Below are 16,193 nucleotides of genomic sequence, written 5' to 3'. Positions count from 1 at the left end.
ACGAAACTTCCTACTCTGCCGCTCACGCGGATGGGATACGCTGCCAACCTGTTACTACAGTTTGTCGTACTGCGGCCGTGGCTCGGCGGCGTGACCGGAGGTGGAGATGGCGGACGACGAGGCGGAGATCACCGGATGGGCGCTGGCTGCCGCCCGGGGTGACCGCGCCGCCGCCGCCCGGTTCGTCCAGGCGACCCAGCCGCAGGTGCGGCGGTTCCTCGCGGCGCTGACCGCTCCCTCCGAGGCGGACGACCTGGCGCAGGAGACGTTCCTGCGGGCGGTGCGGTCGCTGCCGTCGTTCGCCGGGCGATCCTCCGCGCGAACGTGGCTGCTCGCCATCGCCCGCCGGGTGGCCGTCGATCACGTCCGGGCCGCCATGTCCCGCCCCCGGACGGTGCCGATGCCCGACGGGTACGACACGACTGACGCCGCCCGGGGCGGCTTCGAGCGCCAGGTGGTGCTGGAACGGCTCATCGCGGCGTTACCGGACGACCGGCGGGAGGCGTTCGTCGCCACCCAGGTGCTGGGTCTGTCGTACGCCGAGGCCGCCGAGGTCTGCGACTGCCCGGTGGGCACCATCCGTTCCCGGGTGGCCCGCGCTCGCGAAGATCTGCTCGTCGCCATGGACGTCCGGTCGGGATCGGCGGCACGTCGCGGCGGCGGCCAGGTCGGCTGACGCCCGGCATCGCCGCTGACCTGCGTCGGAGCGAAACCCGCGGGAACCAGCGCGGCCGCCGTTCCGACTACCGGTACATGAGGTGTGAGCAGTGGCGTGATGTTCTGTCGGCGCAGCTCGACGGCGAGGAGTCGCCCGCCGAGCGGGCGGCGGCCGAGACTCATCTGGCCGAGTGCGACGACTGCCGGACGTGGTACGACCGGGCCGCGGCAGTGACCCGTCGGGCCCGCCTCTCCGTCCCGGCGGCCGGCCGCGACCTCACCGACGTGGTCCTGGCGGCGCTGCCCGCGAAGCGCGACCGGCGCAAGCGGCTGCTGCTCACGCTCAGGGGTGCGCTGGGTCTGGTCGGCGCAATGCAGCTCGTCCTGGGGTTGACCCAGATCGGTCGCGGTGTCACCGGCGAACACCCGCACCCCACGGACGCGCTGGCTTCGGGGCACCTCTGGCACGAATCCGCGGCGTGGAACGTCGCCGTCGGCGCTGGATTCCTCTTCGTGGCGGCCCGGCGCACCCCGCCCACCGGGCTGGTGCCGATGTTGAGCGCGTTCGTCGGCACGCTGGTGCTGTTGTCGGCCAACGACATGGTGACCGGTCGGGTGGAGGCGGCCAGGCTGGTCAGTCACGGGTTCCTGCTCGCCGGTTACGCGATCGTCATCGCGCTGTCCCGGCCCCGACTGCGCCCGGACGGACCCGCCAGCCGGGGACGCGACGACGAGGCCCACTGGCGTCTTCCGGCGGAGGGCGAGACCGAGGTGCCGAATCTGCGGCTCCTGCCGCCCTATCCCGGCTCGGCACACCATCGGGACCGCACGGCAGCGTGAGCGACGCGCCAGGGTCGCCGGGTGCCTCGGCGGCCGGCGGGAACGCCGGCCGATCCCGGGGCCCGCGGGGTTCGCGCGGGCCGGCCGGGAGAGGTCAGCGCCTGTCGAGTTCGGTCTCCAGCCGCTGGACGAGCGTCTTACGTCCCTTGCCGTCGCGCTCGCGCCGCAGCGCGGCCCTGAGCTGCCCCGTCTCGAGATGGGGCACGCGCTTGATCGCCTCGACGACCCGCAGGTCCAACAGCCGGTCGATCGACGTGGTGTCGCTGCGTGCCCGTTTGGCCGGCCCGGTGTTTGAAACGTACTGTCGGCCGGATCTTGACGCCTTTCGCTTCTTGACGTCGGTCGCGCGGCGCTCCTTGTCGGAAAGCTCTGCCCAGGCCCGTTTGGGCAGGTAACGGCTCGTCTCGCCGTCCCTGCGCGCCCGCGTACCGCCTTCCCTGGTCTGCCACTGCTCCTGACCCCAGCGCTGCAGATTCCGCTGCCGCTCGTCCCGTGGGCCCTGGTAGCCCCCGCCCCGCTTCTGGTACTCCTTCGTGAGCAGCTGCGACTTACGTGCCGACCACTGGCCCGGTCTGCCGCCCTTGTCGGAGGCCTGGATCTCGTTCTTGATCTTCTGTCTCAGCTCCGGGTCCGTGTACCGCACCATGCCAGCGGGCTACCCGGGGCCGAGGGGCGTATGCCTGCACGCGATTCTCCGGTGCGTCGGCCTCGCGCGGCGCGGAGACCTGGTCGCGGGCCGGTGCGGCACGGACTGCCGAGGGTGTCGCTGACCCGTGACGAAGGAGTCCCCGCCGTCGGCAGCGACGGCGGGGACTCCACTGTGGCGAGATCAGCGCGGTGCGAGGGCCCGGGCGTCGGCGGCGATGACGGCGGCGGCCTCGGCCGGTACGGCCTCTCCGGCCTGCCGGTCCACCCACCCGGCCAGCTGTGCGTACTGGCCGTGCGCCAGCTTGACGCTCATCGTGTTGACGGCGGACTCGTCGGCCCCCGACGTGAGGATCAGGTAGCCGAGCCCGGCCTGGCTGACCGTCACGGTGAAGGTGCTGGTCGCCGTGGCGGTGCCCTCGGGGCCGGTCACCTCGGCGGTGATGGTGTGCCGACCCGCGGTCAGCTCGGCCAGGTCGAGCTGCCGCCCGGCGGCCGACTTCTCGCCGTCCAGCGTGACGCTGACGGTGTCCGCGTTGGTCGCGGCGACCGCGATCACCGGGGACTGGGCCCGGTCGAGCCGCGCACCGTCGGCAGGCGAAGCGATCTCCACGGTCGGCTCGGCGGAGGCCCGCTGCATGAACGCGGAGTTCCAACCGACCAACTCCGATGCGCGGTTGGTAATGATCGCGTCGGTGCCGATCCGCTCCAGGCGCTGCCACAGGCTGGCGGAGTCCATCGTCCAGGCCATCACCGCGACCCCAGCGGCGTGCAGCGGGGCGATCACCTCCGGCTTGGCCAGCAGCGCGTTGCCGTCCGGGTTGTACGCGGTCAGGTGCAGCTCCTTGGAGATCGCCACCGGGTCGGCGTCGAGGCTGCTGCGGAGCAGGCCGAGCGGCAGCTCGGGGGCGAGCTCGTAGGTGTACTTGAGCGCGTCGACCTCGAAGCTCTGGACGAAGACCCGGCTCATCATCCGCTCGTCCCGGATCACCTGAATGATCGTGGCGACCTCGTCCCTGGTGTGCTTGCCCTTGATCTCCAGCAGCAGGTTGCCACCCCGGGTACGCAGGTCGGCCAGCTGCTCGGCGAGGGTCGGCACCCGCTCACCGACGTACTGCGGACCGAACCAGGAGCCGGCGTCCAGCGCCTTGATCTGCGCGGCGGTCAGGTTGCGGATGTTCCCGGTCCCGTCGGTGGTCCGGTCGACGGTGTCGTCGTGCAGGATGAACGGGATCCCGTCCTTGCTCGGCTGGACGTCGTTCTCGATCCAGTCGGCGCCGCCCTTGCGCGCGATCTCCTGCGCGACCAGGGTGTTCTCCGGCGCGGCGGCGGACGCGCCACGGTGCGCGATCACCGTGAACGGGCTGCCCTCGGGGCGGAGGTAGCCGTTCGGCGGCAGCTCGGTGACGAGGATGTCGTCGTACGACACGGTGCCGCCGTTGACGAACAGCGCCTGGACGCCGTCGGTGGAGCGCCGGAGGCTGCTGGTCCGCATCGCCTCGCGTCCGTCGAAGATCCAGCGGGCCTGGTTGCCGTGCACCTCGACCGCGACCCGCACGTCCCGGCCGGTGCCGGCGGCGTACGGCGCGGCGGCGGTATTCGTCACCACCCACGCGTCGGCCGTGGTCCGCTGGGCGAACTCGAGTCCGTTGGTGGCGGTGGTGCCGCTGCGCATCGTGGCGATCCACCATGGAGTGGCGCCGTCGGCCGACACGTCGATGCCGAGCGAGGCCCAACGGGTGGCGGCGGAGACCGACTCGAAGCGCATGGTCGCCTCGAACCGGAAGTCGTTCAGGTGCCGACCAAAGGTGATCTTGTTGTTCGCGTTCGCACTGGCCGAGGTCCCGTACAGCCGACCGTTCTCGACCTTCCAGGCTCCGTCGACCGCGTTCCAGCTGGCGGGCAGTGACCCGGAGGAGAAGTCCTCCGAGACGACGACGGCGCCCGGTTCGGCTGCGGCGGGCGACGAGCTGGTGATGGCCATCGCGGTGGCGCCGCCGGCCATGGCGAGCGCGGCGGCGACGGCGACGGCGCGGGTACGCGTCACGGCGAGCCTCGCGGCGGCGCCGCCGAGCGGTGAAGGTGCGGATGGGACAGTCATGGCCGGGACGCTACGGAGGGCGTCCGAATCCGCCGTCAATTGAGCGTGGCCGACGCCGTAACGCCAGATGTACGCGACCGACCGGTTCGGTCCGGCATGGAGGTCCGGGGCGCGAGCCGTGCCGTGCCGCGTCCTCCATGGCGGACGGAGCACCGCTCGAACCCGCCGTGGTTCGATCGGTCAATGCTTGATTCCTGTGTCACTTGTTCTAGTAGAATGCGAACATGTTGTTCAGTGTTGTGCCGGAGAGCGGGATGCCGCTGGCCGAGCAGATCGCGGCGAGCGTACGCCGCGCGTTGGCTGACGGAGCGGTACGACGGGGTGACCGTCTGCCCGCTGCCCGGGAACTCGCCGACACCTTGAACGTCAACATGCACACGGTGTTGCGGGCCTATGCGGCACTGCGTGACGACGGGCTGATCGAGCTGCGGCGCGGCCGTGGCGCTGTCGTGACCGGCGCGGTGCCCCAGGAGCAGGCGCAGGTGATCGAGTGGGTGCGCCGGCTGGTGGCCGATGCGCGGCGCGCCGGCGTCGGCCTGGACGAGCTCGTCGCGCTGGTACGCAAGCAGTACGTGAAGGATGCGGGCGAATGAGGACTGCACGTTGGATCGCCGGTATCGGGCTCCTGCCGGGCGTACTGCTCGGTTGCGCCGTCGCGATGACGCTGGCGTGGCGTGGACGTCTGCCGGATCGCCTGCCCAATCAGGGTGGCGTCGGTGACCAGCCGCTGGTGACGACGATCTCGGTGGACATGCTGGCCACGATCCTGATCGGAGTGTCCCTCGCCGTGTGGATCGCCGGGCTCGCCGGGTTCCTCGCTGCCGGTTGGCTGCCCCGGACACCCCGGCACTGGCTGCGCGCCGGTGCCCAGGTCGTGGTCGCCGCCCTCACCGGCGCGGTGGTGACGATCCTGCTCATGGTGCTCGGGGCGGCGCTCGACGCGGCCACCGCCGCCGACGTGCGCATCTCCTGGGCCTACTTCGCCGCGATCATGGCCGGGTCGGCCGCGGCCGCGGCCGCAGCCGGCCTGGTGGCACTCCTGCTGGCCGGCCAGGTCCCGGCGCAGCGCCCCGGCACCGGCCCGGCGACCGCCGGCGACACCGCGACGGCCCGGACCGCCCAGGCTGCGGGCGACGGCGAACGCCTGCTCTGGTGGGAGTCGCGTTCCCTGCGCCCGGTGGTGTGGGCGGCGGCCGCACTCGCGATCGCCGGTCCGCTGCTCGCCGCTCTGCTGGTGCCGCTCGTCGGCCTGCCGGGCTGGGCGGGACTGGCGCCTACCGTGGTCGCGCCCATCCTGCTCCTGTTCTCCCGCTACCGACTGGCCATCGATGCGCGCGAGGTTCGCTTCGCCTTCGGCCTGTACCGGTGGCGTCTGCCGCTCACCGCGATCTCCTCGGCTGAGGAGGCTCGCCTCGACGCGTCGGTGTGGCTCGCCCGCGGGATGTTGCGGGGCGCCACCGACCCCTCGCTTCCACTGCTGCCGGGCCGAGTGCTGGCCCTCCGGCTGACCGACGGCACCCGACGTCTCGTCACCTGCCGCGACGTTCCCACGGCGGTCGACACCGTTAACACGCTCCGCGCACGAGTCGCGGCTGGTTGAGCACCACTCCGTCCGGGCTCCGACGCCGAACCCCGTGTTCCCCTGGCTCCGGTGCTCGGGCTGGACCGCCCGGCGAGGTCGGCGCCGGTGATCGTGACCGTCACGGTCCGCCCCGTCTGACCGCACGTGACCCTGCCCGAGTTGACCACCGAGTTCGTCGCCGTGGCGCCACCGACCGAGCCCGGACCGGCGCTGTCCGACGAGTACGTCCCGCCGGCCGCGACAGGAGTAGGAGTGACCTGCTTCGATGTTGCGCCACGTGTCTGATGAAGGGCCCGCCGGTCGGGCCGTAGCGTCGGTGCTCTTCGTGCCGGCGTGGTCGCCGCACGTGACTGCCGGATGGTCGCCGCGGGAGCTGGGCGACGCACCGCCACGGCGGTCCACGGGCGGCGGGCGCGCGGTACCGACCCCCCGAAGGAGCAACGTGCCCCTACAACCGTCACGTAGGCGACGCCATGCCGCGTTGTTGCTGTCCACGGCGCTCGTCGTGTCCCTGACGCCGCTGGTCGCGCAACCCGCCTGGGCCGAGCCGGACGAAACCGCCCCGGGCAGAACGGCCTTCCTCACCGGCCCGAACGAGGGCGCGCCGAACGAGATCGCCGTCCGCTACCTGCGGGCGCATCCGGCCGAACACGGCGTCGCCGCCGCCGACCTCTCGGACCTCGCCGTGGCCTCCAGCTACACCAGCCCGCACAACGGCGTGACCCACGTCAATCTGGCCCAGCGCCACCAGGACCTGGAGATCTTCGGCGCCACCGCCACCGTCAACGTGGCCCGCGACGGCAGCGTCGTCTTCGTCGGCGACTCGCTGGTCACCGGACTGCCCGAGGCGGCCACCAAGGTCGCCGCGTTGGACGCCGTGGAGGCGGTGCGGGCCGCAGCCGACGGCCTCGACCTGGCCGAACCGGCCACCCCGCGGGTGATGAGCCGCAGCGCTGGTGCCGCGCAGCGCACCGTCGTCTCCGGCGGTGGAATCTCCGAACAGCCCATCCCGGCCAAGCTGGGCTGGCAGCCCACCGACAAGGGGCTGCGTCTCGCCTGGCAGATGGTGATCGACGACTCCACCGACGTCCATCTGTGGAACGCCACTGTCGACGCCGAGACCGGGGAACTGCTCGGCGCCGACGACTGGACCCACCAGGACGCCCCGGCCGAACTCGCCGCCACCCTGGGCCGCCGGCCGGCGCCGACCCCGACGCTCGCCACCACGAACGTCCCGGCCGCTCGGATCACCCCGCCGAACCCGGTCGACGACGGGTCGAGCTACCGCGTCTTCGAGTTCCCGAAGGGCGACCCGAACGACGGCCCGCAGACCCTCGTGACCAACCCGGCCGACGGCGACGCCTCGCCGTACGGGTGGCACGACACCGACGGTGCGCCGGGTGCCGAGTACACCACCACCCGGGGCAACAACGCGCACGCCTACACCGACCAGGACGCCAACAACCAGATCGACCCGGGCAGCCCGGCCGACGGCGGAGCCGGCCTCACCTTCAACTTCCCGGCCGACCTGAACGAGCACCCGCAGACGTACAGCAAGGCCGCCGTGGTGAACCAGTTCTACTGGTGCAACGTCGTGCACGACCTGACCTACCGGTACGGCTTCGACGAGGCGTCCGGCAACTTCCAGGTCAACAACTACGGGCGGGGCGGCAACGGCGGCGACGACGTGCAGTGCGAGGCGCACGACGGCTCCGGCCAGAACAACGCCAACTTCTCCACCCCGGCGATGGACGGTGGCCGGCCGCGGATGCAGATGTTCCTCTGGCCGGGCAACCAGTTCGGCCTGCCGAACACGGTGACGATCGACTCGGGCTCCGCCGCCGGTACGTACGAGGCGGAGTACGCGCGGTTCACCCCCGCGCCCACCAGCGCCGGGTTCGCCGGTCAGCTGGTGCAGGTGAACGACGGAGTCGGAACCAACGGTGACGGCTGCACCCCGTACACCCTGCCCGGCGGCGCCATCGCCGTGGTCGACCGCAGCGGCTCCTGCAACTACCACACCCAGGTCGTCAACGCCGAGACGGCGGGCGCGGCGGCGGTGGTGGTCGTCAACAACGTCGCGGGCGCGCCCGCGGTGATGAACGGCTCCATGGACCCGGCCGTCGGCATCCCCGCCGTCATGGTGAGCCAGGCCGACGGGGCCGGCATCAGGGCCAGCCTGCCGGCCGCCGGCCGGGTGCAGCGCAACCTGGACCGCCCCGCCATGCGGGACGCCTCGTTCCGCTCCGAGACGATCTTCCACGAGTACGGCCACGGCGTGTCCAACCGGCTCACCGGTGGCCCGACGGTCAACTGCCTGACCGGAGAGGAGCAGATGGGGGAGGGCTGGAGCGACTTCCTCGCGATCACCTCGCTGCTCAACCCCGCCATCGACGACCCGGAGAACGCCCGCGGCTACGGCCAGTACGCCCTGTTCCAGGACAGCCGGGTGGGCCCGGGCATCCGGCCGCGGCCGTACTCGCGGAACATGGAGATCCAGCCGTTCACCTACGACAGCATCAAGACCGGCGGCTGGCTGGACGGCACCTCGCTCGCCGCGCCGCACGGCATCGGGCACGGCTGGGCGGCCGTGCTGTACGACATGACCTGGGACCTCGTCGACCGGCACGGGTTCAACCCGAACGTCTACGAGCCGTGGAACACCGGCGGCAACAACCTCGCCCTCCAGCTGGTGATCGACGGTATGAAGATGCAGGGCTGCGGCCCCGGTTTCGTGACCGGGCGCAACGCCATCATCGCCGCCGACGCGGTACTCACCGGCGGGGAGAACGCCTGCACTTTGTGGGCGTCCTTCGCCCGGCGCGGCCTCGGCTACAGCGCGGTCCAGGGCACCACCGGACGCAACGACAACAGCGAGGCGTTCGACACCCACCCGTCCTGCCGGGCCGACTTCATCGGCCGGGCCGCGCAACCGGCCCTGAACACGGTCGACGCGGGTGACGCCGTACCGATGAAGTTCCAACTGGCCGGCAACCGCGGCCTGGACATCCTCGCGAGTGGCTCGCCCTACTCGCGGCTGGTCGACTGCGACACCCTGCAGACCGTCGGACCCGACGGCGCCGTCACCCCCCGGCCCCTCCCGGTCGCCGCGCGCAACCCGGGCGGGTCGAAGATGTCGGTGAACGCGAACGGTCGGTACAACTACCCGTGGAAGACCGACTCGGCCTGGGCCGGCACCTGCCGTGAATTCGTCATGACCCTCGACGACGGCCTCCAGTACCGCGCCTACTTCAAGTTCAACGGCTGACCCGGCACATCCGAAGACGGAGGGAGCGTCCCGATCGGGGCGCTCCCTCCGGCCGTACCACCGGGTCGTCGCCGGCGACGCCCGGCCCGGACCGCCGGACGGCGACGTATACGCCGTCAGACCTCCGACTCCTCGTCGAGTACGGCGTGGCCGGTGGGATCGATGCGCAGACGTACCGGGCTGCCGTCGGTGAGGGTCACCGTGAGGTGCACGTACCGGTGCAGGTTGCGGGCGATCAGTCGGGCGGTGAGCAACGGGTCGTACGTCTCGGGGGCGAACCCGTCGGGCGGAGTGAGCGAGGCGTCGTACCCGTGCACCAGGTCGATCAGGCCGGCGGTGCGGTCGCGCAGCGCCTCGATCTGCGACGGCGGCGGCGACGCGATGCCGGCCATCTGCCACATGAGCTGGTAACGAGCCTCGCCCCGCTGCTGCCGCAGCCGCTCGGCCGCGGCGCGGTCGTGCGAGCCGAGCTGGTCGATCGCCCACCCCTCGACGACCAGGTACCGCTCGTAGACCTGGCGGGAGACGGAGGAGGAGAGCACGACCTGGTTGGTGCGGGCGTGGCCGCGGAGGTAACGGGAGATCTCCTCGGCGACGGCGAGGTGGTCCCCGCCGCCCCGCAGCGCCCCGCTGAACAACTGGTCCAGGTTGTGGCGGGGGGTGTGCGCGTCGGGGCGGGGCCAGGCGCTCGGGTCGATCGTCGGCTCCGGATCCGGCGAGCCCTCCAGCTGCTCCAGCAGGTCCACCACCTCGTAGCCGAAGAGCTGGGCGTAGACCGGGCCCATGATGGGGTCGCTGACGAACCTGCCGTTGGGAACGCCGTCCTCGGTGCGGTCCGCCTCGAGATGGCCCACGAACCGCATCTCGACCGCGTAGAGCCGTCCCTGCTGCTTGAGGTGCTGCTCGTACCGGTAGTTGACAGTCTGCCCGATGCCGTCTCCGCGCGGCGCGACGCGGGACTGTTCGGTGTTCAACCCGCTGCTGTGCGTGTGCGCCGGATCGGTCGGGGGCGCGGCGTCGTTGACGCCGAGCGGCTGACCCTGGTTGGCGCCACCCACCGCGGCCGCGCGCAGGTGGCTCCGGTTGGCGCTGACGCTCGTACCGGCCTGGTCCTTCGCGTACCGGCCCGTGCCGCTGCCCTCGATGGGGTAGAGCACCTTGAGGTGGTAGAGCTCGCCCACCAGGTACAGGCTGGCCCGGGTCCCGGAGTGGCCCGGCAGGAAGATGTCGTCCGCGAGCTTGTGGCGTCCGCCCGCCACCGCCTTGTGCAGGAAGTTGCTGAGGTGGCTCGGCGAGAGCAGCGGCTGCAGGGTGATCGCCGAGCGGAAGGTCGCGTCGTTGGCTTCGGTGCCGAACATCCGGCCGAGCAGGTCCCATCCCACGGTGAGCGCGTCGTCGAGCCGGGCACTGACGATGTACTTGTCGCCCGGCAGCCGGGTGAGCGGCCTCAGGTCGCTCTCGTCGAGAGAACCCGGCAGCCGGCGGGCCTCGGCGATGCTGTGCGGCAGCTTCAGCACCAGCTCGCCGTCGAAGCTGCGCCGTACCGGCTCGTCGCGTCCGGTCACGTGCCGGTAGACGTCGGTGAGCACGTTGCTGATCGGCCGGTTGGCCATGTTGAGGCGCACGACCTCGATGTCGAACGAGACGGCCGAGCGGGCACGGTAGTGGGCGACCCAGTCGTACACGGTCTGCTCCTCTGTGCTCTGATGCGACCGGGTCACGCCGGAGCTGGTCCCGCCGGAGAAGTTGACGTCGGCGGTGCCACTGGTGTTCGAGGTGTTCCCGGCACCACCGAAACCGGTCTTGGCCGGCGAGAAACCGTAGGAGAAACTCTTCGACCGGCTCTCACTCTGCCCGCTGTGCGCGTGGCTGTAGTTCTCGATGCCGGTCTTGGTGACGAAGTCGAAGATCTCCGGCCGGGAGTTCAGCGTCAGCCGTAGTTTGATCTCCACCACGTCGGCGAGGAGCGGACCCACCCGGTTGGTCAGGAGCAGCGTGGCACCGTGCACCTGCACCAGATCCTCGATCATCGGGTGCAGTCGGGTTCCCGAGAAGAGACCGTCGATGAGGTCCAGGCCACCGACGAGCCTGCCCATGACGACCTTCTCGCCGACGACGCGGCGGTACCACACCTCCAGGGTGCTCCGGTCCGCCTTGTTCGGCGTCCACTCCGTGCGGTGGGCACCGAGCAGTCCGGGCGCCGCCTTCTCGATCGCCTCGCGCAGCATGTCGATCGGGCGGATCGTCCGCCGAGCGGGTGCGGGTCCGTCCTGCGTGCCGGCGGTGCCCGCCGGGCCGGTTGCGCCGGGCACGTCGTCCGCCGGGGCGGGCCGGTAGAACGTCAACGAGTGGACGCCGCTGTGCCCGATGGCGACCGGGCCACCCGGCTCCAGATGGGCGGGGATGTTCAACTCGTCGACGCTGTTCAGCCCGAGTTCGAGGAGTCGGTTGCTGAGCGCGTCGTAGGTGGGGTCGGCCAGCAGGCCCCCCAACGCCGTCCGCTCGTCCCGGTCCCGGTCCTCCGCCAGCCCTTCCGACTCCCGGTCCATCCGGTCCAGCACGGCACGTACCACCCGCGCGTTGAGTTCGAGCCGTTCCGCCGGGTCCCCGTTACCGTCCTTCCACCGCCGGAGCGCGTCCATCAGCTGGTCGTGGTCGATGGGCAGGTGGCCCTCGCCGTACCGGGCGAGCGCCTCGGGCTCCGGAAGCAGGTAGACCATCGGACGCTGACCGACGTGCTCCGAAGCGGGCCGGTCCACCCCGGTGGGCCGGAACTTCCCGTGCGACTCACGCACTCCACTCACCGTGAGGTCGACGGTGCTCAGGAAGGCGTAGGCGCGATGGAAGCCCAGTTCCAGGATCTCCTTGCCGCCGGTGCGCGACATGGACGTCGACTTGTTCGAGCCGACCCTGAACCAGGCGGAGCTCTGGCCCGTGACGGAGGCGAGGTTGTCGACCTCGGTCAGCGGGACGCGCAGCGTGTCGTCGGCCGAGAACCTGATGCCGTGACCGCTGCTGTGCGAGTGGGACGTCTGGGACAGGGACAGCTTGATGAGACCGGAGACGAACTTGTCGGCGGTCGCGCCGACGAACGCGCTCGCGCCGAGCGCGCCACGCACCCCGAGCGCACCCTGCTTGTGGCCGAAGAACCCGGACTTGAAGAAGTTTTCGGACCCGTACTCGTCCTGCAGGATCTCCTTCAGGTAGGACCGTACCGAGGTGGTGCTGACGAAGTTCGCCACGTCCTCGTCGCCCGGCCGGCCCGGGCCGGTCAGCGTGGGCTGGAGGCCGCGCGCCGCCCCGAGCAGGCCGGTGGCGTCCACGTAGTAGATGACCGCGTGCTCGATCACACTCAGGTCGGTGGGCCGGCCCGTCGGGGTCGCCGCGAGGCGCTGCGTGTTCAGCCCGGGTATGAGATGGACCGTCGACGTGCCGTCGACCTGGCCGCTGTTCCAGGTGCGTGCGGAGGCCCCATCCCGGCGTCGACCTGCGCGTGACACGTCGGCACCGCCGGAACGGCGCGCCGCTGCGTCCGGCCCCCGCCGGCGGGTCCGGTGGCCGTACTCGACGCGGGCCCGGAACCGGCTCGGCAAGCGGTACTCGTGCGAAGCGCCCGGGTACTCCAGCAGCTGAGGCTCGTTGAGCACCAGGCCGGCGGTCTGCGATGCGCCCTTCGTGCGGGCGTACTCCAGCCCGACGCCCCAGGTCTGCATCAGCCGCACACCGGCAGAGAAACGCGGACCGACCGAGAACGCCCGGGACCCGCTCGCGGTGTACGAACCCGCGCTGCCGCCGATCGACAGGTTCACCAGGTGGTAATCGTTCGTCCGCCGTTGCAGGTGGGCCGAGTTGTTGTTATCGCCGAGCCGGCCCAGCTCGGCCGGGTCCTGCGTCGCCTCGATGGTCACCCGGGCCTGCCGTAGCCGGCCGTCCCTCGGGTCGCCGCGCAGGGTGAACGAGAAGCCGTCCTGGTGGAGCTGGTCGTAGTAGGCGGAGAAGGCGTTGCTGGAGACGAACTTGTTGACGTCGGAGAGGTTCGCGAACCGGCTGTTGCGGCCGATGCGCAGGTCGCTGCCGAGCTTCGGGTTCTTCGCGAACGGGTGCCGCGCGCGGTACGGGACGTACCCGGTGCGGCGCAGCTCGGCCAGGATCTGCCGGCGCAGTCGCGCGGCGACGGCATCGTCCACCTTGGCCAGCCCCATGCCGATGCCCCGCCCGCGTGCCACGTGGTGCGGCAGGATCGCGTCGTGCAACTCGCTCGCCGGCGTGCTGCCGTCGTCGATCAGACCGGGGGCATAGGGGACGGTCGCCGTTCCGGGCGGCAGCGGCTGCCGGAAATCGGTGATGTCGACCGGATACCTGTGCGCGAACGCCTGTGGCACCGGAAGCCGGAAGAGGACCGTGCCGGTCACACCGGCGACACGTCGCGGCGCCGCGTCCGGCCGGGTGGGCGTGCTCAGCTCGACGTCGAGCCGCAGGCCCTCCCGGTAGCTGCCGGTCTTACCGACCCATCGCGACACGTGCACCCAGATGCCGGTACGTCCGGCGTTGATCGCGTCCTGGTTGGTCCAGCTCCAGCCGAACCCGACGCTGGGCCCCAGCACCAGCCCCGGCAGGGGTACGAAGTTGAGCTCACCGTTGACCCGCACGTCGCTCTGGTTCGCGAGACCCGAATTTCCGCTGTGCGCGATGATCGCGGTGCTGACCCGCTCGATGTGCGACTTGGCGCTGGTGGCCCCCTCGCGGCGGGCCGTGCCCGGCACCCGACCGGCGTGCACGTTCAACGTCGCGACGACGTCGCCGTTCTTGTCGTGCAGCGTGATCGGGTACCCCTCGTCCCGGTCGTTGATCGCGGCGTCGAGGTTGATGCCCAACTTCCACAGGGTCTGCCGTAGCTCACGCCGCTCCGGTCCGTCCGCGGCCAGCTCCACGCCCATGTCCCGCAGTCCGGTCACGATCTGGTGGTAGAGCTCGGGCAGCCCGGTGAGCCCGGTGGCGTGGTAGGTGTCCGGGATCTGTTGTTGCCGGGTCTCGAACTCCGCGCGCAGCCGCTCGTCGCTGGGTGGCGCCGCGGTGACCTGTGGCTCGCCCTCCTCCAGGTAGTGGTCGGGGAGCCAGACCTCCATGGGTTCCTGGCCGGTCGGATGCTCGTCCGCGCTGGACCATTCCGGCGGGGTGTCCGCCCAGGTGGGCGAGGTGTACCTGCGCCCACGCAGCGTCCACTCCGAGGTGTCGGTGCGTACCCGCAGTGTCCAGTTCGGGGTGTACGAGACCAGCGTCGAGTCGATCCGGTTGTCCTCCACCCGGCCCGACTCGGCGTCCTTGACGTTGGTCGTGCTGCGGTCGACCTTGTTGGCCGTGCCCGAGACGTTCACGCCGAACCGGACCACCTGCAACAGACCCGGCGCGATGCCGACGCCGACACCGAACCCCAGGCCGCCGCGCAGCGCACCCGCCTGCCCGCTGTTGGTGTGGGAGGTGCCGCCCGTGTTGAAGCCGCCGGTGGTCGCCTGGTTCGCGTGGTAGATCTTCTTCGGGTCGTCCTCGTCGCTCCGGCTCTTGCCCTTGTCGTCCGGTTTGCTGGGGCTTTTGCCCTTGTCGTCCGGGCCGGCCGCGCCGCCGTTCTCGGCGTCCCAGTCGTCGATCGGAGGGCGTGCCGGGCGCGCGTAGGCGGGATCCGGTGCGAGCGCGGGGTCGGTCGGGTCGAGCTGGACCAGCACCTCGACCGGGCCGATCTGGACGAGGTGGCCGCCGCCGACGAGCTCGCGGTAGTTGCTGAGCAGGCGGGCCGACAGCACCGTCCGCTCGTTCTCCGGCACCTGCACCCCCCGGGCACGTACGGCCGTCACGATCCGTTCGGCCACCTCGTCGAGGTAGGGCAGGGTGCGGTGCGGGATGCCGATGGTGTGCACGATCGAGCCCGGCGCCGGTGGGCGAATCGGCGGCGGCTCCGGCTGGCTCCCGGACGCCGCCGGCGAACTTTCGTCCCGCTTCGGTGCCGCGTCGGTGGGGTCGCCCTCTGCCTGGGCCGGCCGACGGATCGCGTCGTGCCGGTCGGGCGCCGGCACGGTGGGCATCACGTGGCCGTCCGCGGTCACCACCAGACGCAGCACCGGCGCGTCGGTCAGATCGAGGGCGGCGGTTCGGGTGCGCGGCACCACCTCGACCCCACTGGAGTGGATCAGCTCCACCCGTACCCCCAGGAGTCGCGCGAGGACCTGGGCGATCCGCCTGGGCGTGTGTTCGGGCACGGGGGTTCCCGGCGTGGCGAGTCTCCCGATCCAGTCCAGGACGCGGTCGCGCCGCACCCCGAGGACCTGGGGCGAGAGACCCAGCAGGGGAGCGGCGGTGCCGCCGGTGGCCGCCAGGTCCGCCTGCAACAGTGTGGCCAGGGCGTGGCGCAGCGCCGGCGCGGTCCACCCGGCCAGCCCGGCCAGGCCCGGCTGCCCGTGCGCCGCGGCTTGCAGCAGAGCCTCGAACAGCGCGTCGTGGCCGGGCTCGGTCCATACCGCGCCCGCGCCGGCCTCGGCGAGCCGGGCAACCTGGAAACCGGTGAGCTGGTTCGCGGTCGTCGATCCCGGCGGTAGCAGGTTCCAGCCGGCCGGGTCCGGCGCGCGTGGCGTGGGAGCCGCCGCCGCGGCGGCCCGGGTCTGGCCCAGCAGTCCGGCGAGGTCGCCGCCGGTCGGAGTGGCGGTGCCGGCCAGCGCGTCCGGCAGCGCCGCGGCGGCCACCTCGGGCGCCGGGAGCGGCGAGTCGCCCTCGCCCCCGAGGACGCTCTGTAGGAACAGGTTCAGCACGCTGAACGAGGCCACATCGCTGGGCATGTGCTCCGCCGCGCCGGAGTTCTGGGTGACCAGGACCTGGTCGGCGTCGGCCCGCAACAGCGCCGGCATGCCGCTGCGGGGTGCGGTGGCCAGCAGTTCGCCGTCGTCGGTGGCGACCAGGAGCAGGGCGCCCCGCTGATCCGCGACGGTGCCGTTGAGGATGGTCTCGCCGTTGGGAAGGACCACCGCGATCGGGCGCTCGATCAGGTTGGCGGTGAGCGTGAGCATCGCCCTGAGCTTCCCGTCCGGCCCGTCGCCGAGGTCCAGCGCGGCGAG

Annotated in this window: 8 protein-coding genes (1 of these 8 only partly in view); 5 read left to right on the top strand and 3 right to left on the bottom strand. The window is 71.6% G+C overall.

The genetic code is table 11. The annotated features are described in order from the left end of the window. The first annotated feature begins 106 nt into the window (after window positions 1-106). Together ABZS42_RS02995 and ABZS42_RS02990 are read left to right on the top strand one after the other, a co-directional pair. Complete coding sequence (locus ABZS42_RS02995; RefSeq protein WP_355141961.1) at window positions 107-676, top strand: sigma-70 family RNA polymerase sigma factor; 570 nt, start codon at window positions 107-109, stop codon at window positions 674-676. A gap of 77 nt (window positions 677-753) precedes the next feature. Next, on the top strand, window positions 754-1,497 hold the full coding sequence (locus tag ABZS42_RS02990) for a zf-HC2 domain-containing protein (protein ID WP_355141959.1): 744 nt from the start codon (window positions 754-756) through the stop codon (window positions 1,495-1,497). A gap of 94 nt (window positions 1,498-1,591) precedes the next feature. On the opposite strand, the gene ABZS42_RS02985 is transcribed toward ABZS42_RS02990, so the two are convergent. After that, entirely contained in the window at window positions 1,592-2,143 is a 552-nt protein-coding gene (locus ABZS42_RS02985; RefSeq protein ID WP_355141957.1) for a DUF5872 domain-containing protein, read from the bottom strand. A 183-nt stretch (window positions 2,144-2,326) separates the two neighbouring features. Further along, entirely contained in the window at window positions 2,327-4,243 is a 1,917-nt protein-coding gene (locus ABZS42_RS02980; protein WP_355141955.1) for a glycerophosphodiester phosphodiesterase family protein, read from the bottom strand. 224 nt (window positions 4,244-4,467) lie between these two features. On the opposite strand from ABZS42_RS02980, the gene ABZS42_RS02975 reads away from it, so the two are divergent. From ABZS42_RS02975 to ABZS42_RS02965, 3 genes are all read left to right on the top strand, one after another. Beyond that, the gene (locus tag ABZS42_RS02975) at window positions 4,468-4,836 is read left to right on the top strand and encodes a GntR family transcriptional regulator (protein ID WP_355141953.1); all 369 of its coding nucleotides are present in this window, start codon (window positions 4,468-4,470) and stop codon (window positions 4,834-4,836) included. Beyond that, on the top strand, window positions 4,833-5,843 hold the full coding sequence (locus ABZS42_RS02970; RefSeq protein ID WP_355141950.1) for a hypothetical protein: 1,011 nt from the start codon (window positions 4,833-4,835) through the stop codon (window positions 5,841-5,843). Before ABZS42_RS02975 ends, ABZS42_RS02970 begins: the two co-directional genes overlap by 4 nt. A gap of 463 nt (window positions 5,844-6,306) precedes the next feature. Next, window positions 6,307-9,093 (top strand): M36 family metallopeptidase, encoded by a 2,787-nt coding sequence (locus ABZS42_RS02965; protein ID WP_355141948.1) that lies wholly within the window; start codon window positions 6,307-6,309, stop codon window positions 9,091-9,093. A gap of 116 nt (window positions 9,094-9,209) precedes the next feature. On the opposite strand, the gene ABZS42_RS02960 is transcribed toward ABZS42_RS02965, so the two are convergent. Further along, window positions 9,210-16,193, bottom strand: partial view of a toxin glutamine deamidase domain-containing protein gene (locus ABZS42_RS02960; RefSeq protein ID WP_355141946.1) — the 3' portion only. 20,232 nt of this gene lie beyond the right edge of the window; only the last 6,984 of its 27,216 coding nucleotides appear in the window; the start codon falls outside the window, past its right edge; the stop codon is at window positions 9,210-9,212.

It is taken from the genome of Micromonospora sp. NPDC005367 (genome assembly GCF_040606825.1).
GTDB lineage: Bacteria > Actinomycetota > Actinomycetes > Mycobacteriales > Micromonosporaceae > Micromonospora.
The sequence above is the reverse complement of the archived record's forward strand: the minus strand, read 5'-3'. Positions and strand labels throughout refer to the sequence as shown.

What these genes read in the sequence shown, in the direction of transcription:
- ABZS42_RS02985 (WP_355141957.1), bottom strand. Translation starts at nt 2,143, where the DNA reads ATGGTGCGGTACACGGACCCGGAGCTGAGACAGAAGATCAAGAACGAG.
- ABZS42_RS02980 (WP_355141955.1), bottom strand. Translation starts at nt 4,243, where the DNA reads ATGACTGTCCCATCCGCACCTTCACCGCTCGGCGGCGCCGCCGCGAGG.
- ABZS42_RS02995 (WP_355141961.1), top strand. Translation starts at nt 107, where the DNA reads ATGGCGGACGACGAGGCGGAGATCACCGGATGGGCGCTGGCTGCCGCC.
- ABZS42_RS02975 (WP_355141953.1), top strand. Translation starts at nt 4,468, where the DNA reads ATGTTGTTCAGTGTTGTGCCGGAGAGCGGGATGCCGCTGGCCGAGCAG.
- ABZS42_RS02970 (WP_355141950.1), top strand. Translation starts at nt 4,833, where the DNA reads ATGAGGACTGCACGTTGGATCGCCGGTATCGGGCTCCTGCCGGGCGTA.
- ABZS42_RS02990 (WP_355141959.1), top strand. Translation starts at nt 754, where the DNA reads ATGAGGTGTGAGCAGTGGCGTGATGTTCTGTCGGCGCAGCTCGACGGC.